The organism is Neobacillus sp. NPDC097160 (assembly GCF_044762155.1).
Lineage (GTDB): Bacteria > Bacillota > Bacilli > Bacillales > Cytobacillaceae > Neobacillus.
This window is the reverse complement of sequence record NZ_JBIWDU010000003.1, coordinates 346,641-368,918: the sequence shown is the minus strand read 5'-3', so window position 1 is coordinate 368,918 and position 22,278 is coordinate 346,641. Positions and strand designations below refer to the sequence as shown.

Genomic DNA, 22,278 nt, shown 5'->3' with positions numbered 1-22,278 from the left:
AACTGCCTACACGAGTGTACACAGCTACATTGGAAAAAGATGTATGCTTATGCTTGCCCATTGTTCTTAACTTCATTCCATAGCTAAATAAGCCCTCAATTCGACTTGAAATGAACGAGGATAACCGGAATGAATCTATCCAATTGATTGGATTAGTTAAGAACGACACCTAACATAAAACATACTCCCTTTTTAATAAAATTTAATTCTTCTAAAGATTACGGTAAATAGAAACATTTGTCAACAGGCATCAAACCTATTTTAAATAATGTAAGGGATAATATACGGGATGATAATCGAAGTTAAAACGGCTGCAATACCCATTGCCGCCCCCGCTACAGCGCCTTGTACCTCACCTTCTTTCACCGCCTCAGCTGTTCCGATGCCATGTGCAATTGTTCCAGTAGCTAATCCCCGGGCAAATGGATGGTTAATATTAAATAAGTCCATAAGCTTAGCCCCAAACATCGCCCCAATCATTCCCGTTATGATCACATAGGCAGCAATAAGTGAGATATTCCCATGTATGATTCGCCCTATTTCCGTTGCTACCGGTACAGTAACAGATTTAACGGTTAGCGCAAGGATGAACATGTTCGAAAGCTTTAGCAACCTGGCTAAACAAATAGCCGATGTAATAGTGGTCACAATCCCGATGGATAATCCTAAAAAGGCTGCACCGAAGTATTTTGCAAACAAGTCCCGATTTTTATAAATTGGTACGGCAAGGGCAACCGTTGCCGGGCCGAGTAAATAAGTCATGATTGTTTTGGCAGGCATGTATTCATCAAAAGAAATATTTGAGACAAATAATAGACAAATAATAATCAACGTACTTAAGAAAACTGGATTCGTTAATGGAGAAGAATATTTATTTGCTAGAAATCGAGCAAATAAATAGACAGAAACAGTTATGAAAATATTATAAAGCGTGATCATGATAGTTTACTTTTTCCTTCTCATTTTTCATCATAACGGTTTGGGTCACTTTCCCTGCAAAAAATAGGCCGATAAAGGCACTGACAATAAGGACAAAGAAGAACGACAAGCCTTTTGTGATAAAAATATCTCCTAGTGTCATGAGACCAACTGAGATGGGAATAAAAAAGAAGCCAAGATGTTTCAACAACCCCCCAGAAGCCAAATCAATTTGTTCAAGCTTAATCACCTTAAGCCAAAGCAACATGAACAAAAGAATAATCCCAATGACATTTCCGGGAATCGGTAAATGAAAAATCCGAGCCATCCAATTCCCAATCTGATAGATCACGATTAGAATGAATACTTGCACAGTAAATTTCCAAACCTTTTTCATCTTAAAAACACCTATCTTCCCAATTAAAAAATTCTGATTCTTCAAAAACACCTAATAATATTACAGTATAAATGAATAACCATCTTGCCGCATCCTCTTTTGTTCACAAAATATCCATTTCTTTTTTTGGAAAACTTCTTTATTTTAGATGTAGGAGGGTTTGTGATGAAAAAAATCTATCTAATTTGCAGTCTTGCCGTGTTCCTTGGAATAGCAGGAGGAATTTCTTTTTTTCTTATTCGAGATGCAAATGCGGCAATTCCAGCAGATGTGACGTTGACTAACCAAAATGGGGATACATATAAATTTGGCAAGGATAAAAAGAAATTAAAGCTTATTGAATTTATTTACACCCATTGTCCCGATGTCTGTCCAACTACCACCAAAAAGATGGTCGAATTGAAAAAGGATTTAGTTAATAAAGGTGTTTACGGTAAGGACATTGAATTCGTCACGATTACAATTGATCCTTATCGCGACACCCCGGAGATATTACAAGGCTATATGCAAGGGTTTGGAATAAAGGATGATAAGAATTGGGTATTCCTTACCGGGGATAAGCAAAATATGAAAAATGTTCAAAAGGAAATTAGAAAAGTGACAGATGCTTTGCAATTTCAATTCAAAGATCCTGGAAATGGTCAATTTGTTCACTCAACCTTCACTTATTTAGTTGATGAAAACAACAAATTTATCGCAAAGTTTCCAATGGGGGAAGAATTTAATAAACAAGAGGTTTTTGATAAAATCATCGATAAAACGGAGTAATAAAAAAAGCGGTTAGTCCCCTGGATTAATCGCTTTTCAATGCCAATTTTTCTTATTTAATTCACGGATGAAGGATATTTTTTAATTGGCTGCAATGATAAAAGGTAATTGGACTTTGGTTTGGTTAGACTTGCTTTAATTCCAGCTTTTTTCAACTTGTTAACGAGTTCAGCAAGCTGCTTTTTCGCCATACTTTTCACCCTCTTTAAAACTTCTTAACCCAATTCTACAACAAAAATATGAATAAAGTGTGAATATGGAAAAATTTTTTTAAAGGAATTTTTCTTCGATTTTTCATCATCTTAAAGAATTCGCTCTTCCCCCAGATTAATGATATAATAAATAGATATTTTGTTTTGGAGGATTTCAAATATGATTACTGTAAGTAACGTAAGTTTAAGATATGGTGACCGGAAATTATTTGAAGATGTGAACATCAAATTCACACCAGGTAATTGTTATGGGTTAATCGGCGCAAATGGGGCCGGAAAATCAACTTTTTTAAAAATTTTATCCGGTGAGATTGAAGCTCAAACAGGAACAGTTCAACTTGGGCCAAATGAACGGATGGCTGTATTAAAACAAAACCACTTTGAATATGAGGAATTTGAAGTATTAAAAACTGTCATTATGGGTCACTCAAGACTGTTTGAAGTTATGCAGGAAAAAGACGCCATTTACATGAAAGAAAACTTTACAGATGAAGATGGTATGAAGGCCGCTGAACTAGAAGGCGAATTTGCTGAATTGAACGGTTGGGAAGCAGAGCCTGAAGCAGCCATTTTGTTAAAAGGACTTGGGATTGGCGAAGACCTTCATGATAAAAAAATGGCTGAATTAACAGGATCTGAAAAAGTGAAGGTATTGCTGGCACAGGCATTGTTCGGCAGACCTGATGTTTTACTATTGGACGAGCCGACAAACCACTTAGACATTAAAGCCATTCAATGGCTTGAGGATTTCTTAATTAACTTTGAAAATACCGTTATTGTCGTTTCCCATGACCGCCACTTCTTAAATAAAGTTTGTACACATATTGCTGATTTGGATTTTAGTAAAATTCAAATCTATGTAGGAAACTATGATTTTTGGTATGAATCAAGTCAATTGGCATCAAGAATGGCATCGGACGCTAACAAAAAGAAAGAAGAAAAAATTAAAGAGCTGCAAAGCTTCATTGCCCGATTTAGTGCAAATGCCTCCAAATCTAAGCAGGCAACATCTCGGAAAAAGCTACTAGATAAGATCACCCTTGATGATATCAGACCATCATCCCGCCGGTACCCATTCGTTGGGTTTACACCTGAACGCGAAATCGGCAATGACCTGTTACGGGTAGAAGGTTTAACCAAAACTATTGACGGTGTAAAGGTTCTTGATAACATAAACTTCTTTATGAATAAGGGAGATAAAATTGCCCTTGTAGGAACGAATGAAGTCGCAAAAACGACTCTGTTTAAAATATTAATGGGTGAAATGGAAGCGGACAGTGGAACATTTAAGTGGGGCATCACCACGTCACAAGCCTATTTCCCAAAGGATAACTCCGAGTATTTTGAGAACAGTGAACTAAACCTTGTGGATTGGCTTCGTCAATTCTCTCCAAAAGATGATAGTGAAAGCTTCTTGCGGGGATTTTTAGGAAGAATGTTATTTTCCGGGGAAGAAGTTTTAAAGAAATCAAGTGTTCTTTCCGGTGGAGAAAAAGTCCGCTGTATGCTCTCTAAGATGATGCTAAATGGGGCTAACGTATTGCTGCTTGATGAGCCAACAAACCACTTAGACTTAGAATCAATCACAGCACTAAATAATGGATTAATCAATTTCAAGGGATCAATGCTGTTCGCTTCACATGATCATCAGTTTATTCAGACCATTGCTAATCGAATTTTTGAATTTACACCAAATGGGTTAGTGGATAAGCAAATGACCTATGATGAATACCTTGAAAACGAGGAAGTACAAAAGCAAGTAACGGAAATGTATAAAGAAGCATAAATACGAGGATGTCTCGGGGGCTTAATTCCCTCCTGAGGACATCCTCTTTTTTTGTTTTAGTATCTCTTTTGTTTTCGCCTTGAAGATGGTTCTTCTCTTGAACCTGTTTCTGTAGTTGTTGTCCCTTGACCTTCTACTTGTGGTGAGCTAAGCCCAATTGTGGATGGATCAGCTTTTCGTTTACTTCTTTTTCCCATTTGGCACACCTCCCGTATTATCTTTTGGAAATTTATCTCTCCTTATACGGAATATTTACCGTAAACTTAGGCATGATAATTTATTGAGGAGGTGTTTTGTATGGCAAAAGTTGGAGTAGAACAATCTCTTACAAATATTCAACAAGCACTAAGGGAAAAAGGTTACGACGTGGTTGAATTAAAGCAGGAGTCAGATGCGCAAAATTGTGACTGTTGTGTGGTTACAGGCCTTGATTCAAACGTGATGGGTATGCAGGATACCGTTACAAAAGGCTCTGTCATTGATGCAAATGGAATGTCAGCTGATGAAGTATGCCAGCAGGTTGAGAGCAGGTTGCAATAACTACATACTTTTGCACCGCTCCACCCCTTTTCCAAAAAGACTAAAGGATTCCAACTTTAGTCTTTTTAATTTTCCTTTTTCGAATAAATATTAACCTTCGGGCCGTTATCAGGGGAATGTTCGTGAATTTTTTTCTTCTCGTGCGTTTTGTCCCTGTCCCTCGGGGCTTGTAAAAGGCTGGCTGCCCTGTTGGTCATTCATAAATTGCTTGGCGAAATCTTGATCGAAAATATTGTTCCAGAAGTCCCCCCCTCCTCCTTTGACTCTCGTCCTATTACATTTGATAAGCAAACATGAAAAAGCCATCGAATCGATGGCTTTTTTTCATCTATTCTATTAATATTTTCTAAGAAATTTCTTTCGGAACCCGATAAGTGCACCGGCAAATGCAATGATCATGAATCCAAAGATGACATTTACTTGGAGCAGCTGTTGTTTATTTTCTTTCGGTATTACACTTTTTGCAGCAACGACCTTCGGCTTCGGCTTCGGCAGCTCCTTTAATTTTAACTGAATAGACTGGAGTACCTGACCATCTTGATTTTCAATCGTCATGATTCCTTCATTATTTACCTTTTTAATACAACCATTAATATTCTCCGTAATTAGAATATCATTTTCAGGATAAAAATCTTTATTTTCAGTGGTATAAATTTCTCCCTGCTTGATTGTCGCATGTTGATAAGCGTTAAAACCATAATCAAACAATTGCGCAGTATCATTATATTTATCATTTTTAAGTTCTGATTTCAGCACAACCGCAGTCAGCCGGATTTTTCCATTATCAGCTGTTGTCGCCAATGTCTGTTTTGTTTCACTTGTATAACCAGTTTTTCCGCCTGTTACTTCTGGATATGGAAGCTCACCTTTCAACATGCGGTGATGGGTTAGAAGTGTAGTCTCCCAAGACTGCCCCTTCCACTCAAGTACTTTAGTTCCAAAGATTTCAGCAAAAACCGGATTCTTAATAGCGTAATTGGTTATTAACGCCAAATCCATAGCAGTTGTGTAATGATTCTCATCAAACAAACCACTCGGATTGGTGAAATAAGTATTATTTACACCAATCTTCGTTTTCAAATAAAGATTCAGATTTTCAGCAAACTGCTCAACCGTTCCGTCCAAATGTTCAGCGATTGCTACAGCTGCATCATTACCTGAATTAATCAGCATCCCTTGAATCAGCTTCTTTAATGGTACTTGTTCCCCTTCAACTAAATACACTCGCGTTCCGTCTTGTCTAACAGCATTGCCGCTGACTGTCGCGATACTATCTAAATTGCCTTTATCAATCGCATAAATGGCAGTTGCAATTTTCGTAACACTTGCAGGGTACATTTTTTCATTGGCATTTTTGTCATAAAGGATAGCACCTGTATCGGAATCTAACAGAACCGCAGCCTCACTTTTTAAATCCATCTGTATTGTATCTTCAGCATAGGTATGTAGTTGACTAGTAAATATGAATAGTATGATTATGATAACAGAAACGAATTTTTTCAATAGTTAACACCCTTACTCTCTTACATTTAATCCCTATTTGATTTTAACAGATTTTTTGAAAAAATAAAGAGAATTTAAAAAATAAAAGCGCTAGGGCGCTGGAGCTAGACAATTCTCAAAGTCGAAATTTATACATTCTTTAAATAAAACCGGCAAGGGAACAACCCCGCCGGTCAAAATCTAAGCCCTCTTTTTTGAAATTAACAAAGTAATCTGTGCCATTATAATTGGCAATGAGGATTTTCTTCTATACGCTAAGTATTTGGGCTCCCAAATGTTTGTATATTTTTGCTTAAATTTTCTCAAGCCCTGAAAGTGGTAAATAAAATGGCCATGGAGAAAGATTTGGGCAGCAATTTTCTCGCTTAAAAAGGAAAATCTTGAAAGTCCTACATTCGCTAAAGGTGCCATCCCCATATTAAAACGGTTATAGCCCTGTTCCTTTGCCCAGTCAATTAATGAAAGAAAAAGATAATCAATGGTGCCCGATGGTGCCTCCGGTCTGACTCTCATTAAATCAACCGAAATGGTTTGGTCATTATCATAAACATGCATAATGCTCATGAAGCCAAGGATACGATTATTTTCATCTCTTACAATAGCAATTGGTGCCTTATTCAAATAATCTTCATCAAAAAAACCGAGCGAAAAGCCTTTTTCTTTTCTCCCGAAAAGCCACTCATTTGATATTTCACTTAATTCTTTTAACAGCCCTAATGCAAATGGAGGCTCGACTAATTCAAAATAAAAGCTTTCGCGGAAAAATTTATTTTTTAATGCCCTTAAGCCCTTCATTTTGTTTCCGGTAAGGGAGAATGTCTTAAGATCAACAAATGCCTCCTCGCCCAATTTAAAAAATGCAAAGCCATGTCCGTGAAGATATGGAAGCATGTCATCACTTACCTGATAAAAAACAGGCGTAAAACCATATAGGTCAGCGATTTCTTGAAATTCCTCGATGGCGTTTGATAATTCCGTTTTCTCCCCAATCGGATCTCCCAGAATGACCAATTTATCAGCATATTTTTGGAATGAAATTAAAACGTTTTTTTGACTGTTCCAAAAAATATATTTATCATGCAAAAAGATTAAATGGGTTAATACCTTTCCTTTATACTTTGTTACATGATCAATAATTTCCTTTTCTTGTCCAATTGATTTCTCCAATTTCCATTTTTTAGGCAGACTGATCAAATAACCCGTAAACAATATTAGTAATGCAATCACAAGACCGATTGCAGCACTCTTAAACAAATCACGATAATCTACAATGACATACGGTAAAAATTTTGCCGGAATCGTTAATTTTGCGATAGGTAAATTCAAATACCCAATCAATATATACATCGAAGTAATGATCAGAATGACGGTGACATCAAAAATAGTTTTTCCCCATGTGAGAACATAGCTTTCACGATAAAATTGTCCCTTTGATATTCTCAGTAATAGAGCAACAATGATTAAAAAGATTGCTTCTTCATAATCAATTCCTTTGAAAATCGAGAACAATGCTGCAAGAATTAGTGCGAGCATTGTTAAATCATATGTTCTTTTCACACTATATTCAATGCCGCGTGATAAACCTAACAGTAAAAAGCCTGCCGCGACCGAAAGCTGATGTGACACATTAATAATCGGAAAAGACAACAGCTCTTGGGCAATCTTTAACCTTGACATGATTCCAGGAACACTAGCAGATAAAAGAAGAACTAACCCTGATAAAAAAACAAGAATAGTTAAAATGACATGACTTACTCCTTGAATTATCGCTTTAGGGAGGTAATTCCAGGATTGGTTCCACCTTTCCCAATAAAGCTTGACAAAAAAGACTAGACTGATCAAAAACGGGATGAAGTAATACCCCACTCGGTAAAACAAGAGCAGAACAAGAACTTTTTCTTCGGGAACATGTAAATCCTGCATTCCCCAAATAAATACTAAATCAAACGAGCCGAGCCCGCCTGGAATCATACTAATAATCCCGGCACATGCAGCAACAATATAGACAGGAAAAAGATTTTCGAAAGAGATCGAGATTCCGAGGATCCTGCTTAAAACTAAAATAGCTGCAAACACGGCGAACCATTCTATAACAGAAACAATGACCAGTCTAACACTCACACTAGTAGTAATTAATGTTTGATTGTCTTTTTTAGACTTAATCATATGTATAATTAAAAAAACAGGTAAGTATAAACCTACACCTAAAACAGCGAAGTAGAGCCATTTTGTATCAACAAACAGCGGAAAATGCCGGTAGCGGGTCGTTACAATCCAGGTTAGGAATGAAATTCCCGTTAGATAAAAAAGTGAAACAGAAGCAATGACTCCAAGGAGTCTCCGCTTGTCCTGTTCGAGCTTATGAAAAAAGTAAGTTCTTAGCATGGCACCGATTAACCCGCCAAAACCGATTAAATTAGAAAAGGAATTGGCGATAAACGATTGTTCCAGCAATTCTCTTTTTGATACCTTTAACCTTAAAACCCTTACTAAGATAACATCGTAGAGCAGCATAGGTAAAACGGCTGCAAAGGTAACTGCCAAGATTAATAATAAACTCCAGATATTCAGTTGATTTATTTCATTTTTAAGTAATTGGATATTCAAATTACCGGTAAATTTTTTAATCTCAATTATAGCGAAAATTAACAAAAACAGCGGAAAAATAAATTTTGCAGCTTTTAATACCTTCTCTTTTCTAATCCCCAACAAAATAACCACCTATTTTTTCATTCCTGATTTTACTATAAACTGTTCACCAGGAAAAACAAAGAAATATATTCCATCATGGATCATTGCATAGTTTTATTGTAGACATATTTTTTAGGGTTCAACCCTTAGCCAATCCCTTCAATATTATATTTCTATCCGTGTAATCAAAGTAATAAAACTTTAAAAAATAGACAAGTTTTTTAACCCACCTAGCATAAGTATTAATTAGGACAAATTATGGGGGGATATGATGAAGTTCTTAGTCTTTAAAAAGGAAACACTCCTTTTCTTTTTAGCGGTAGGTATTGTAATTGCCAGCCTTTCAGCTTGGTTTATGTTAAAAGCCGGAGATACAACAGTATTTAACCAGCAAAAAGATAAGGAAATTCGCGAAATTCATATGGTTACAGGAGAATTCAAGACCACGACAAAGGATGGGAAAGAAATAGAATCGTACCGCTGGGATCCCAGCACATTGATCCTCGAAAAAGGTGAAAAAGTAAATCTGTTTATTAGCGGTATTAACGGGGAAAAGCACCCTTTTTATATCGAAGGAACTACTATTAGAGGGACTGTAAAAAAAGGTGAGGAAACAATTGTTCCTCTTCAATTCAACAAAGAGGGGACCTATCGTTTAATATGTGAGGTTCATTCTGACAGAACCCACAATGGCCCGATGATTGCCTATATTGTAGTGGATTAAAAGCAGGATTCATTCCCTGCTTTTTTCATTTATAAAAGGCCCTGTTTCGTTAGTTAACACTATTAATACGTTGATATTAATAGTGTTTTCTTGTATAACAGTTTTATCAAATACTAACTTTTTTATAGTACAGTTTTAATTAAAGTTATCATCATGTTCACATAGTTTTCAAAATTGGTCCTCAAAAACCCCATTATAATGGCACTTCACAATATCTTAACAATTTCACCTCATTTCATGTGACATCTTTCACATTCAACCTGTTATACTTATATTAAGATTTAAATAGTAAATCTGTTATATGTTTTCTTAAAAATCTAAGAGGTGATAAATCATGGAACAATGGCAAGGATTTATTAAAGGAACATGGACTAGAGAAGTTAACGTACGTGACTTTATTTTGAAAAACTATAATCCTTATGAGGGTGACGATTCCTTCTTAACCAGTGCTACTGACGCTACAAACAAATTATGGGAGCAAGTAATGGAGTTAACAAAGCAAGAACGTGAAAATGGCGGTGTCCTTGAAATGGATACGGAAACTGTTTCTACGATCACTTCACATGGACCAGGATATCTTGATGAAGAGCTTGAAAAAGTAGTCGGTGTGCAAACAGATAAACCTTTTAATCGTTCGATGCAGCCTTTTGGTGGAATTCGGATGGCCAAAGCTGCCTGTGAAGCTTACGGCTACGAATTAAACCCTGAAATTGAAAAGATTTTTACCGAGTTCCGTAAAACTCATAATCAAGGTGTCTTTGATGCATATACAGGAGAAATGCTAAAGGCTCGTAAAGCTGGAATCATTACCGGACTTCCAGATGCCTACGGCCGAGGTCGTATTATCGGAGATTATCGCCGTGTTGCTTTATATGGTGTAGATTTCTTAATGAAAGAAAAACAAAAAGATTATAAAAATACAAGCAGTGTCATGACAGAGGATAATATTCGCTTACGCGAAGAACTTTCCGAACAATATCGTGCACTAAAAGAACTGAAAGAACTTGCAAATAGTTATGGATTTGATATTTCCCGCCCAGCGGAAACTGCACAAGAAGCATTCCAATGGGTTTACCTTGGATACTTGGCAGCCATTAAGGAGCAAAACGGGGCAGCGATGAGCCTTGGCCGCGTGTCAACATTCCTAGATATTTATATGGAAAGAGACTTATTGAATGGCAGACTAACTGAGCTGGATGCACAAGAACTAGTCGACCATTTTGTCATGAAGCTGCGACTTGTAAAATTCGCACGTACACCTGATTATAATGAATTATTTAGTGGTGATCCAACATGGGTAACAGAATCCATTGGCGGTATGGCATTAGACGGACGTTCGCTAGTAACGAAGAATTCTTACCGTTTCCTTCATACATTAGATAATTTAGGCCCAGCTCCAGAGCCAAACCTAACTGTTTTATGGTCAACACAGCTGCCTGAGAATTTCAAAAAATATTGTGCAAAAATGTCAATCAAAACCAGCTCTATTCAATATGAAAATGACGAGATCATGCGTCCGGAATATGGCGATGACTACGGAATTGCTTGCTGTGTATCTGCGATGGAAATCGGTAAACAAATGCAATTCTTCGGCGCTCGTGCCAACCTTGCTAAAGCATTACTCTACTCTATCAACGGCGGTGTCGATGAAAAATTAAAAATTCAAGTTGGGCCAGAGTATCAGCCGATTACCGCAGAAGTATTAAATTACGATGAAGTCATGCAAAAATTCGATAAAATGATGGATTGGCTTGCTGGACTTTATATTAACACCTTGAATATTATCCACTACATGCATGACAAGTACAGTTACGAACGAATTGAAATGGCTTTACATGACACAGAGATTCTTCGGACAATGGCAACAGGAATTGCCGGCTTAAGTGTTGTTGCTGACTCATTAAGTGCCATTAAGTATGGTGAAGTGAAAGTAATCCGTGATGAAAACGGTATTGCCGTTGATTTTGAAGTGAACGGTGACTACCCTAAATATGGAAACAACGATGATCGCGTTGACAGTCTAGCTGTAGAAATTGTCGAAAGCTTTATGAAAAAGCTGCGCAAACACCAAACCTATCGTAACTCAGTGCATACTTTATCAATACTTACGATTACATCAAACGTGGTATATGGTAAGAAAACAGGTAACACACCTGATGGACGTCGTGCCGGTGAACCATTTGCACCAGGTGCCAACCCTATGCATGGCCGAGATACTAAAGGAACATTAGCTTCATTGTCTTCTGTTGCAAAGCTTCCATATAGCTATGCAATGGACGGAATTTCAAATACTTTCTCCATTGTACCAAAAGCACTTGGAAAAGAAGAAGAAAGCCAAATTCGCAACTTGGTCTCTATCTTGGATGGCTATGCAATGAAAACAGGACACCATCTAAACGTGAACGTCTTTAATCGCGAAACACTGATTGATGCGATGGAACATCCAGAACTCTTTCCACAATTAACGATTCGTGTTTCTGGATATGCAGTAAACTTTATTAAACTAACAAAAGAACAACAACTTGACGTTATTAATCGTACTTTCCATGAATCACTTTAAATAAATTCTTTGGAGCTCCCCTCTTCCTGAGGGGCTCCTGCCTTATTAATGAAAGGGGATCATCATCATGAACGGAAATATTCATTCTATCGAAACATTAGGGACAGTTGACGGACCAGGGATACGCTATGTTATTTTTACTCAAGGCTGCCTATTGCGGTGCCAGTTTTGCCATAATGCGGATACATGGGAAATCGGCACAGGCAAGCAAATGACCGTTTCCGAAATCATGGATGATCTACTGAGCTATCTTCCTTTCATTCAAGCTTCAGGAGGCGGAATTACTGTGAGTGGCGGTGAACCGTTACTACAAATTCCTTTCCTAACGGAATTGTTCAAGGAATGTAAAAAGAAAGGGATCCATACCACAATTGATTCATCAGGCGGGTGTTTCTCCCATTCAAAGCTTTTTATTGAACAGCTCGATGAACTTTTGCACTTTACCGACCTCGTGCTTCTTGATTTAAAACATATAAATCGGAAAAAGCATATCAAGCTGACAGGCATGGCGAACGATCACATTCTTGAATTTGCAAAATATATATCCGATCGGAAAGTCCCTATTTGGGTACGGCACGTTCTAGTGCCAACGGTTACAGATGATCCTGATGATCTAAAAACGCTTGGAGAATTCATTGGGACGCTTGAAAATGTGAAAAAGATTGAAATACTACCATACCACAAACTAGGTGTTTACAAATGGGAAGCGCTTGGTCACGAATACCCGTTAAAACATGTCGAGCCGCCAACCGAGGATAAAGTGGAATTTGCGAATCAAATGCTGACAGCCCATTGGAATAATACAGCCAAACACTAATTTCATTTTGGAATTAGTGTTTTTTAACCATATAAAACTATTAGTAATGTCTTCATAATTTGGGATATTAGCAGAGATAAAATTGATTCTTTGCCATTTCTCCTATATACTCATATCATTGATATTTAAGTGAGGTGATAATTTTTGTTTCAATTGCTTATTGATATTTCAGATATAAATGCCTTAAACGCACTTTATGTGAGCATTTACTTAGGTATCACATTAAAATTTTTATGGGCATGGGGTGTAGAATATTCATTCTTAGGATCCCTATCTGATCCTGCAAACACAAAAATTATTCACCCGGTGGTTTTTTACCGCAAAAGAAGCTGTCTAACAGGCGACATTATTTTGAAAAGAATTGTTAAATATATTCGTAGAAAACAATGCTCACAGGATGATTCTGAAGAACCGATTTCCTTCCTATTAACTTAAACAATTCAGACAACATTTTTAGGAGGAAATATGAAAACGAAACGTTCTTCAATCATGCTAGCAGTACTTTTAATCTTACCAACATTATTATTATCGGCGTGCTCATCACAAACAAATAATGGTAATAGTCATGGATTTTTTCAAACTTACTTTGTCCATCCATTCTCGACCATTATTCATACAACAGCTGAACTTTTCAATGGAAACTATGGTTTAGCGATCATTATCGTCACGTTGATTATCAGACTTGTCCTAATGCCGTTAATGTTAAAACAATACAAAAATCAAATGGCGATGAAGGAAAAAATGGATGTTTTAAAGCCTGAAATGGATGTCATTCAAAAGAAAATGAAGACTGAAAAGGACCCTAAGAAGAAGCAAGAGCTTCAAGCAGAAATGATGGGTCTTTATCAAAAACATGGTGTTAATCCACTGAATATGGGTTGTTTACCAATCCTGATTCAGATGCCAATTTTAACAGCCTTCTATTATGCCATTCGCGGTTCAAAGGAAATTGCAGCCCATCAATTCTTGTGGTTTAATTTAGGACATCCTGATATCATTATCACAATTATCGCGGGTCTTGTTTACTACTTCCAATTTAAAGTTTCGCAATCGAATATGCCGACTGCACAGCAGCAGCAAATGAAAATCATGGGATTGATGTCACCATTGATGATTGTGATGTTTTCCTTTAGTGCCCCAGCCGCTCTGCCGCTCTATTGGGTAGTTGGTGGGACATTTTTAACCTTACAAACCATGATTAGCCACAAATTATATAAATCATCAAAACCTGTAAATACAACACCAGTAAAACAAAAATAGGTTAACATAAAAAGAAGCATTTCTTGATGAATGCTTCTTTTTTATACCATTTTCCCTATTATCAGACCGCAAAAAGCAAGCGCTATTCCGATTATGTAACTGATGATCATGTAACTGTAAAATAGTTTATTCTTTTTAGTATGAATTAATTGCTCAGACTCGAGCATCATTGTGGAAAAAGTTGTAAATGCCCCCATATATCCTATTCCAAACAAAGCATACAGCTCTCCCTTTACTTGCATCCCGACTAACAGCCCTAATAAAAAGGATCCAATTAAATTAACTGCTAACGTTCCTGCAGGGAAACTCGTCTTATTCCAAGTCTGAATTTGTTTACTGGCAACGAACCGGCTAATAGCTCCCAAAAAACCGCCGGCTGAAACCAACAGGATTTCGTTCATAGAACCTCCTCCTTCTTCTGTCTTTCACTTATTTTCCTCCCTGCCCTAACAAAAAAAAGCCCGCCAATCAAGCTGATGAACATATAAAGGAATCCAAATAAGTATTCTTTTGTTTCGAATAAATGAACCGTTTCGTAGCAGAAAGTGGAAAAGGTCGTATACGAACCAATTACACCTGTTGTAAGTGCTGTTAATAAATAAGGATGCAGTTTTTTTGGAATCACCAATGCGGTTGTCATCCAACCAAGGAAAAAGGATCCAGTAAGATTGATGAAAAGTGTGCCAATTGGAAATTCATTTCCCCAAAAATGCACGGCCAAAATTGATAATAAATATCGGAGCAAACTGCCCGCTATACCGCCTAATCCAACAAAAAAGTAAACCAATCTTAACACCTCTAATGAATGATTCAAATTGAATTTATTTTATCATAACATTTTTATTATTAACCCAAATGTTGGTTGGATAGTTTTTTGTTAATTTAGGCAACCTATTTTTGTACAACTAAGATTAAAGGAGTGTATAAGCATCATGAAAAAAAGTTTATTTGTTATTGGAACCCTTATATTTAGTTTGTATTTATCTGGTTGTGCAAAAAATAATGTCAATAATGACGTCGCCTACCGCAACCGAAATACAATGGAACCAACTAGAGTAAATTATAATAACCCAAATAACGGCGGCCCTGCCATCACAGGTGTTGATACAAGCAACCGAGGACTTGATCGAAATCGAAACAATATTACGAATGTACGTAATGATAATATTGGAAACAATCAATCGAAAATAAGAATTGCTGATAAAGCGGCTGATAAAGTTACTGACTTACCTGAAGTTGACCATGCGAACATCTTAGTAACCGATAATAACGCCTATGTTGCCGCAAAGTTGGATCCTTCATCACGTAATGAATTGACATCAACTATTGAGAATAAAATTTCTCGAGCCGTTAAATCTGTCGACTCCGATATCGACAATGTTTATGTATCCGTTAACCCAGATTTCTATGATCGAATGAATACCTATGCTGGCGATATTCGAAATGGCAGACCGATTTCCGGTTTCATGAATGAGTTTTCTGATACCATTCGAAGAATATTCCCGAATGCTCGTTAATTGAAAAGAACCTGTCAAAATCAAAGGGTCAGATTCCTTTTATAGGATCTGACCCTTTAAGTCTTTTTGAATTAAACAGCTTGGAAATATTCCTTGTAAAATCCACCTACTTTTCCGGTATTATCAATTATGTAATAAAACTCATCTGTTTCGTTTTTTACATCATAAATGTTCCCGACTGTTAAGGCATTATTTACAAGGAATTTTTTCGCATCTGTATGAATGCATTTTACTTTTTTTACTGTTGCACGTTCCCGCCATGTTAAGTGAATCATTGCTGCCACCGTTCCTTTCGGTATTATCCATGTTCTAGTATAATCAATACCGCTAGTGTTATGCAACAATATCTATCGGCTTCCTCAGTTGAAGTAATGATTAATTTTTAACCAACTTTAACGCTTTTTCTCTTAGACGAAATTTTTGTATTTTTCCTGACGCAGTCATGGGATAGGCATCAGTAAATTCAATGTAACGGGGAATCTTATGTTTGGAAATTTTCCCTGTGCAAAATTCCCTAATCTCATCGGCATCAGCCGTTTCTCCTTCTTTTAAGATAATCCACGCCATTACTTCCTCCCCGTATACTTGGTCCGGGATTCCAATTACCTGGATATCAAGAATTTTCGGATGGGAGTAGAGAAATTCTTCGAGTTCACGAGGATATATATTTTCTCCGCCTCGAATAATCATATCTTTTAACCGGCCGGTGACTTTGCAATACCCGTTTTCATCCATTATCGCTAAATCACCTGTATGCAGCCACCCTTTTGCATCAATGGCCTCGCTTGTGGCCAGCGTATTTTTATAATATCCTTTCATTACATGGTATCCTCGTGTACAAAGCTCCCCCTGCACACCCCGAGCGACTTCTATATCTGTTCCGGGTTCTACAATTTTCACTTCCACGTTTGGCAGTGCCTTTCCTACTGTTTCAACTCGTAACTCAATCGGGTCATCTGTCCTAGTTTGCGTGATAACTGGTGACGATTCTGTTTGACCATAAGCAATCGTTATTTCTGTAGCCCCCATTTTCTCGATGACTGCCTTCATGACCTCAATTGGACAATTTGACCCTGCCATGATTCCTGTTCGTAACGTTGAAAGGTCATATTTTTCAAAATCGGGATCATTTAATTCGGCAATAAACATCGTTGGAACACCATGAAGCCCTGTACATTTTTCATCCTGAACAGTTTTTAATGCTCTTTTCGGATTGAATTCCTGCACCGGAACCATTGTAGCCCCAACTGAGACACACGCCATCGTTCCAAGGACACATCCAAAGCAATGAAAAAACGGAACAGGAATACAAAGCCTGTCAGCCGTTGTCAGCTTCATACAGCCCGCTATATTAAAGCCATTATTTACGATATTGTTATGAGTGAGCATGACCCCTTTTGGGAAACCAGTTGTCCCGGAGGTATACTGCATATTGATGACATCATTTGGTTCGAGGGAATCCATTCGCTCATTTAATTTCTCATCCGAAACTGTTTCTCCAAGCTTTACAATGTCGTCCCAAGAAAATGTTCCGGGATACCTTTTATCACCTAGGACAATGATATTTTTTAGAAATGGCAGCCGGCTGCTTTTCAGCATTCCAGGTTCCGATGTCTTTAATTCTGGCACAATTTCATAAATCATATCAATATAAGAGGCATCCTTCCAGGTATCCATTAAAATAATCGTAGTTGCGTCAGATTGTTTTAAAAGATATTCAAGTTCGGCAGTACGATAATTTGTGTTAACTGTTACGAGAACTGCACCCATTTTACCCGTAGCAAATTGGGTAATCAGCCATTCAGGGGTGTTAGTCGACCAAGCAGCGAGTTGTTCTCCTTTGTCAATACCAAGCTTCATAAAACCTTTAGCAGCCTTTCGGCAAATATCATCAAATTCACGATACGTCCATCGAATGTTTCGGTCTGAATAAATAACAGCAGGATGCTTTGGGTTTAATTCAGCTTTTTCTTCCAAAAGCTTTCCAATGGTAATATTTAATAATGACGACATTCCTTATCCCCCTTAGATACAAGAAATATAAATAAGTTTAAACACTTACAAAAATATGTTATCACATTTATGTGAATATTCAATATTCATAAAATATAACTTATAACAACGATTTGTGAACCTTTTTTTAAATATGTTAAATAAGGGTTCTCAAAATCTTTGAAAACCATTACAATAGTAAAAACTGAATATTTAATCCATTTTCCAAGGAGGTCATTCTCAAATTGAAAATTATGAGTAACGAGCAGTTGGTTGTTTCGTATCGGGATGCATTAAAGACTGGAAAGGAAAAGGAATGGATTAAGATTTTAAAAGATGAAATCACGCGTCGTGGATTAAGGCCGTTTAAGAATCGTACCTAGGAAAAGATCATTAAGAAACCGCTGAGAAAAGTTCAGCGGTTTTTCTTATTATAAGAATTATTAATTTTCGGGCTTCAAGCAGCTGCCGCTCTTATCCTTCAAGAAGCAGGTTTTCTGGATCCTCAAGCAATTCTTTTATTTTACTTAGAAAACTAACTGCCTCCTTCCCATCGACAATTCGGTGGTCATAGGAAAGGGCCACATACATCATTGGACGGTTTTCCATTCTTTCTTTATCAATCGCTACTGGTCTAAGTTGAATTTTGTGCATTCCAAGAATGGCAACCTGCGGGCCATTTAATATTGGTGTCGATAGTAAAGACCCAAACACACCCCCGTTTGTGATTGTAAAGGTTCCTCCTTGTAAGTCCTTTAATGCCAATTTATTTGTTTTTGCTTTTTCTGCAAGCTTTATAATATCCATTTCAATTTCCGCAAAGGATTTTCGGTTTGCATCTCTTACAACTGGGACTACCAGCCCTTCTTCTGCTGCGACGGCAATCCCAATATCGTAGAATTTTTTGATCAGCAGTTGATCACCCTGAATTTCAGCATTTAAATACGGGAATTTCTTTAATGCTGCCACTGCTGCTTTTGTAAAAAAGGACATAAAACCAAGACGAACATCATGGTCTTCGAAAAATTTGTCCTTTCTTCGTTTTCTAAGATCCATTACCGCGGTTAAATCAATTTCATTAAAGGTTGTAAGCATTGCGGCGGTTTGCTGGACTTCGACAAGGCGTTTAGCGATCGTTTGCCGGCGTCTGGACATCCGCTCATAAATAATTGGTTTAGATTCATCGCTATTCACAGGAATAGTTTCGTTTCTAGGACGGGATTCTTGGGTATTTTTATTCTCTTGCTGAAAAGATGCTACATCCTGTTTTCGGATTCTTCCGAGTGGATCCACAGCAGGTATTTCATTTAGATCTACCCCTTTTTCACGAGCTAGCCTGCGGGCAGCAGGCGATGCGATTGGTCTTTGGCTGCTTTTATCCACCTTTTGAACGGAATCAGCTATTTCATCGGAATTTGCTTTAGGTTCCAATTCTTTCGTTTCAGGTAATGGTTTTTCTTGTTTATTTTCTGCTGCAGGCATGGTATTTTTTCCGCTCTCATCTACTACAGCGATCGTCTCACCAACCCTAACAATATCCCCTTCTGAGAATTTCTGTTCGGTAATTTTCCCGGAATAATCAGATATGATTTCGATATTCACCTTATCTGTTTCTAATTCAACAAGGTAATCACCCTTTTCGACATCATCCCCAATATTCTTTAACCATTTAGCAATGGTACCCTCCGAAATTGATTCTGCTAATTCTGGCACTTTTATTTCAGCCATTCTTGACGCCTCCTTTTTCATCCCTTGTTAGTACAGCATTGAGAATTTTAGCTTGACCGAGTTTATGGACATTTGGCTCTCCTTCAGCAGGGCTAGAGCGGCGGCGGCGGCCCACATAGTCAACCCTAATTCCATTTGGAGATATTCCGTTGATTCGTGGTTCAACAAAATTCCAGGCACCCATATTTTTTGGCTCCTCCTGAACCCAGAAAATTTCTTTCACATTTCTACATTGTTGGAACATTTCTTTAAGAATATTTGTTGGAAATGGGTAGATTTCCTCTAATCTTAATACTTGAAGCCATTCAAATTGACTCTCATCTTTTATTTGCTCCGCAATATCGATCGCTATTTTTCCTGAACAAAGGACAATCCGCTCTACTTTATCGCAATTCCTTGATGTTGTGAATTGTTCCAATATTGGTTTAAATTCTCCTTCACTCAATTCAGTACCTGCTGAAGCTACGAGTGGATTCCTTAATAGGCTTTTGGGTGACATAATAATGAGCGGCCGCACTTCCTCTTTTGTTAGCATTGCTGCCTGACGCCGCAAAATATGAAAATATTGTGCAGCACTTGTCAGGTTGGCAATCGTCCAGTTTTTTTCTGCGGCTGATTGTAAAAATCGCTCCAGCCTTCCACTTGAGTGCTCTGGTCCTTGCCCTTCATACCCATGTGGAAGCAATAAAACAAGCCCAGATTTTTGTCCCCATTTCGCCATCCCTGCCGCGATAAACTGATCAAAAATAACTTGAGCAGCATTTGCAAAGTCACCGTATTGTGCCTCCCAAATAACTAATGTCTCCGGGGAAAATACTGTGTACCCATATTCAAAACCCACTACTGCTGCTTCTGTTAATGGGCTGTTATAAACGGCGAATGAAGCTTTTGCATCTGATATTTGGTGAAGAGGAGAAAATGTTGCTCCTGTTTTGTAATCATGGAGCACCAAATTACGTTGAGCAAAAGTACCTCGCTCAGAGTCTTGCCCTGAAAGTCGAATTGGTGTCCCATCGGTTAACAATGTTCCAAACGCGAGTGTCTCCGCTAACGCCCAGTCCACTTTTCCCTTTTCATTAAGTGCTTCAGCTCTTCTGTTTAAGATTTTTTCCAGTTTGTTAAACACGTTGAAATCCTTTGGCCACTCTAGTAATTCCTTGTTTATTTTTTGAAGCTTTTCTAGAGGCACTTTCGTGATCACTGACGCCTCTTCCTTTTTGAATACTGGAGGTTCCGGTATCTTAATTTCGGAATCCTTCGATATCATTGAAACCTTCCGGATTGCAGCCTCAAGTTTTTCATGGATTTCCTTTTCAATCTCCAATAAATCACCGGCGCTTACAATCCCTTCCTTTTCCAGACTTTTCACGTAAATTTCTTTAACTGTTGCATGCTGCTGAATGATTGTATACATTTGCGGACCCGTCGACATGGGCTCATCCATCTCATTATGGCCGAATCTTCGGTATCCAACTAAATCAATGAGGAAATCCTTTTGAAAAACAGCTCGATATTCAGCCGCTAAAGAGGCAGCTTGCAGACAGGCATCAGGGTCATCTGCATTAACATGTATAATGGGAATCTCAAACCCTTTTGCCAAATCACTGGCATATCGAGTGGATCTAGAATCTTCTGATTCTGTCGTAAACCCTATTGTATTGTTCGCAATTATATGAATGGTTCCACCTGTTCGATATCCCTTTAAGCGGCTTAAATTGAGTGTTTCGGGCACAATTCCTTCACCGGGAAATGCCGCATCACCATGAATTAATATGGCAAGCGCTGATTTATTGTTTTCTACAGGATAACCAGGATTATTCCTTTCATCTTGGACAGCCCTTGTAAATCCTTCAACAACAGCCCCAACATATTCAAGATGGCTTGGATTATTGGCCAGCGAAACCTTTGCATTTACTGCATTTTCACCTGTGAGCTGTCTATTTAAGCCAAGATGGTATTTGACATCTCCGGTCCAGCCAAAATTAATTCCAATGGAACCCTCTGAAGGCACAAGTTCTTTATTAGGTGCATGCTGAAACTCCGCAAAAATCATTTCATATGGTTTTCCAAGCACATGGGCAAGGACATTTAATCTACCCCTGTGTGCCATCCCAATATTTAAATATTCTGCACCATTAAGAACGGCATCAGAAATAATTTCATCGATAATTGGCACCATCATGTCAAGTCCTTCAATCGAAAAACGCTTTTGACCCACAAACGTTTTATGAAGAAATCTTTCAAATTCTTCTACTTCATACAGACGTTTTAATGTTTTTACCCTTTTAATCTCGGTTATCGAAGTTTTATTTCTGTTAGCTTCAATTTTCTCAATCAACCAATTTTTCTCTTCCACAGCATGAACATGATCCAGCTCATAGGCAATGGATTGCGTGTAAACTTCTTTTAAAAATCGATAGGCTTCTAAAGCCGTTTTCATCGCCAAAGCACTATTTGAACTAAGAATTTCAGCTGGTAACCTTTCTAAATCCTTTTCATTTAGTCCATATTTCCCTAGTTCAAAATGGGTTTGATCTAGTTTATGATTTCCAAGTGGATAAATCTTGGCTGCAAGATGACCATAGGTACGAATATTATCAGCAAGTTTTACTGCCGATATCATTTTTTTCTGCTGGGCAAAATCAGGTTCTGAAACTGTTGGAGCGGTTTTTGAGAAATCGGAAAAGTCGGCTTCATTCATTTCCTCAAAAAGCACTCTCATTTCTTCTTCAACCGATAATGGCTCCAGTTTATACCTTTCGAATTGATCAATCAAATACCCAAGATTGGGACCTGAAAAATCATTTAGAAAGTCTCCTTTTTCTATACTTTTTCTTTTCATTCATCGAACCCCCTTAAACCGTA

At 37.7% G+C, this 22,278-nt stretch carries 22 protein-coding genes; 10 read left to right on the top strand and 12 right to left on the bottom strand.

Going from position 1 to position 22,278, the window contains the following annotated elements:
* Positions 1–261: 261 nt before the first annotated feature.
* Positions 262–939: an LrgB family protein gene (locus tag ACIQXV_RS06275; protein ID WP_402957034.1), complete on the bottom strand. Its 678-nt coding sequence runs from the start codon at positions 937–939 to the stop codon at positions 262–264.
* Positions 923–1,315 (bottom strand): CidA/LrgA family protein, encoded by a 393-nt coding sequence (locus ACIQXV_RS06270; RefSeq protein WP_402957032.1) that lies wholly within the window; start codon positions 1,313–1,315, stop codon positions 923–925. The genes ACIQXV_RS06275 and ACIQXV_RS06270 overlap by 17 nt, the downstream gene beginning before the upstream one ends.
* Before the next feature lie 165 nt (positions 1,316–1,480).
* On the opposite strand from ACIQXV_RS06270, the gene ACIQXV_RS06265 reads away from it, so the two are divergent.
* The gene (locus ACIQXV_RS06265; RefSeq protein WP_402957030.1) at positions 1,481–2,083 is read left to right on the top strand and encodes an SCO family protein; all 603 of its coding nucleotides are present in this window, start codon (positions 1,481–1,483) and stop codon (positions 2,081–2,083) included.
* A 56-nt stretch (positions 2,084–2,139) separates the two neighbouring features.
* On the opposite strand, the gene ACIQXV_RS06260 is transcribed toward ACIQXV_RS06265, so the two are convergent.
* Complete coding sequence (locus tag ACIQXV_RS06260; RefSeq protein WP_402957028.1) at positions 2,140–2,274, bottom strand: hypothetical protein; 135 nt, start codon at positions 2,272–2,274, stop codon at positions 2,140–2,142.
* A gap of 181 nt (positions 2,275–2,455) precedes the next feature.
* Between ACIQXV_RS06260 and ACIQXV_RS06255 the strand changes: the two genes are divergently transcribed.
* The gene (locus tag ACIQXV_RS06255; protein WP_402957026.1) at positions 2,456–4,081 is read left to right on the top strand and encodes an ABC-F family ATP-binding cassette domain-containing protein; all 1,626 of its coding nucleotides are present in this window, start codon (positions 2,456–2,458) and stop codon (positions 4,079–4,081) included.
* A gap of 56 nt (positions 4,082–4,137) precedes the next feature.
* On the opposite strand, the gene ACIQXV_RS06250 is transcribed toward ACIQXV_RS06255, so the two are convergent.
* Entirely contained in the window at positions 4,138–4,278 is a 141-nt protein-coding gene (locus ACIQXV_RS06250; RefSeq protein ID WP_149870610.1) for a YuzL family protein, read from the bottom strand.
* A 100-nt stretch (positions 4,279–4,378) separates the two neighbouring features.
* Between ACIQXV_RS06250 and ACIQXV_RS06245 the strand changes: the two genes are divergently transcribed.
* Positions 4,379–4,621 (top strand): YkuS family protein, encoded by a 243-nt coding sequence (locus tag ACIQXV_RS06245; RefSeq protein ID WP_402957023.1) that lies wholly within the window; start codon positions 4,379–4,381, stop codon positions 4,619–4,621.
* Positions 4,622–4,957: 336 nt separating this feature from the next.
* On the opposite strand, the gene ACIQXV_RS06240 is transcribed toward ACIQXV_RS06245, so the two are convergent.
* Together ACIQXV_RS06240 and mprF are read right to left on the bottom strand one after the other, a co-directional pair.
* Positions 4,958–6,124 (bottom strand): D-alanyl-D-alanine carboxypeptidase family protein, encoded by a 1,167-nt coding sequence (locus ACIQXV_RS06240; RefSeq protein ID WP_402957021.1) that lies wholly within the window; start codon positions 6,122–6,124, stop codon positions 4,958–4,960.
* A gap of 180 nt (positions 6,125–6,304) precedes the next feature.
* A complete protein-coding gene (gene mprF, locus ACIQXV_RS06235) occupies positions 6,305–8,833 on the bottom strand; it encodes a bifunctional lysylphosphatidylglycerol flippase/synthetase MprF (RefSeq protein WP_402957019.1) in 2,529 nt (842 codons plus the stop codon).
* 253 nt (positions 8,834–9,086) lie between these two features.
* Between mprF and ACIQXV_RS06230 the strand changes: the two genes are divergently transcribed.
* From ACIQXV_RS06230 to yidC, 5 genes are all read left to right on the top strand, one after another.
* Positions 9,087–9,539, top strand: coding sequence for a cupredoxin domain-containing protein (locus ACIQXV_RS06230; RefSeq protein WP_402957152.1), 453 nt, complete (start codon positions 9,087–9,089; stop codon positions 9,537–9,539).
* A gap of 334 nt (positions 9,540–9,873) precedes the next feature.
* On the top strand, positions 9,874–12,099 hold the full coding sequence (gene pflB / locus ACIQXV_RS06225) for a formate C-acetyltransferase (protein ID WP_402957017.1): 2,226 nt from the start codon (positions 9,874–9,876) through the stop codon (positions 12,097–12,099).
* Between the two features lie 67 nt (positions 12,100–12,166).
* A complete protein-coding gene (pflA, locus tag ACIQXV_RS06220; RefSeq protein ID WP_402957015.1) occupies positions 12,167–12,916 on the top strand; it encodes a pyruvate formate-lyase-activating protein in 750 nt (249 codons plus the stop codon).
* 144 nt (positions 12,917–13,060) lie between these two features.
* Entirely contained in the window at positions 13,061–13,351 is a 291-nt protein-coding gene (locus tag ACIQXV_RS06215) for a hypothetical protein (protein WP_402957013.1), read from the top strand.
* A gap of 30 nt (positions 13,352–13,381) precedes the next feature.
* Positions 13,382–14,176, top strand: a complete 795-nt coding sequence (yidC, locus tag ACIQXV_RS06210) for a membrane protein insertase YidC (protein WP_402957011.1) — start codon at positions 13,382–13,384, stop codon at positions 14,174–14,176.
* A gap of 41 nt (positions 14,177–14,217) precedes the next feature.
* Here the strand turns inward: yidC and ACIQXV_RS06205 are convergent, their stop codons facing one another.
* Positions 14,218–14,577, bottom strand: coding sequence for a fluoride efflux transporter FluC (locus ACIQXV_RS06205; RefSeq protein ID WP_402957009.1), 360 nt, complete (start codon positions 14,575–14,577; stop codon positions 14,218–14,220).
* On the bottom strand, positions 14,574–14,963 hold the full coding sequence (crcB, locus tag ACIQXV_RS06200; RefSeq protein WP_402957007.1) for a fluoride efflux transporter CrcB: 390 nt from the start codon (positions 14,961–14,963) through the stop codon (positions 14,574–14,576). The genes ACIQXV_RS06205 and crcB overlap by 4 nt, the downstream gene beginning before the upstream one ends.
* Before the next feature lie 145 nt (positions 14,964–15,108).
* Between crcB and ACIQXV_RS06195 the strand changes: the two genes are divergently transcribed.
* Complete coding sequence (locus ACIQXV_RS06195; protein ID WP_402957005.1) at positions 15,109–15,693, top strand: YhcN/YlaJ family sporulation lipoprotein; 585 nt, start codon at positions 15,109–15,111, stop codon at positions 15,691–15,693.
* Positions 15,694–15,764: 71 nt separating this feature from the next.
* Here the strand turns inward: ACIQXV_RS06195 and ACIQXV_RS06190 are convergent, their stop codons facing one another.
* Both ACIQXV_RS06190 and ACIQXV_RS06185 read right to left on the bottom strand, forming a co-directional pair.
* On the bottom strand, positions 15,765–15,968 hold the full coding sequence (locus tag ACIQXV_RS06190; protein WP_402957151.1) for a DUF6501 family protein: 204 nt from the start codon (positions 15,966–15,968) through the stop codon (positions 15,765–15,767).
* 100 nt (positions 15,969–16,068) lie between these two features.
* On the bottom strand, positions 16,069–17,706 hold the full coding sequence (locus ACIQXV_RS06185) for an AMP-binding protein (RefSeq protein WP_402957003.1): 1,638 nt from the start codon (positions 17,704–17,706) through the stop codon (positions 16,069–16,071).
* 233 nt (positions 17,707–17,939) lie between these two features.
* Between ACIQXV_RS06185 and sda the strand changes: the two genes are divergently transcribed.
* Positions 17,940–18,068, top strand: coding sequence for a sporulation histidine kinase inhibitor Sda (gene sda, locus ACIQXV_RS06180; RefSeq protein WP_402957150.1), 129 nt, complete (start codon positions 17,940–17,942; stop codon positions 18,066–18,068).
* Positions 18,069–18,159: 91 nt separating this feature from the next.
* Here the strand turns inward: sda and odhB are convergent, their stop codons facing one another.
* Positions 18,160–19,413: a 2-oxoglutarate dehydrogenase complex dihydrolipoyllysine-residue succinyltransferase gene (gene odhB, locus ACIQXV_RS06175; RefSeq protein ID WP_402957001.1), complete on the bottom strand. Its 1,254-nt coding sequence runs from the start codon at positions 19,411–19,413 to the stop codon at positions 18,160–18,162.
* Positions 19,406–22,255, bottom strand: coding sequence for a 2-oxoglutarate dehydrogenase E1 component (locus ACIQXV_RS06170; protein ID WP_402956999.1), 2,850 nt, complete (start codon positions 22,253–22,255; stop codon positions 19,406–19,408). Before ACIQXV_RS06170 ends, odhB begins: the two co-directional genes overlap by 8 nt.
* Positions 22,256–22,278: the final 23 nt, after the last annotated feature.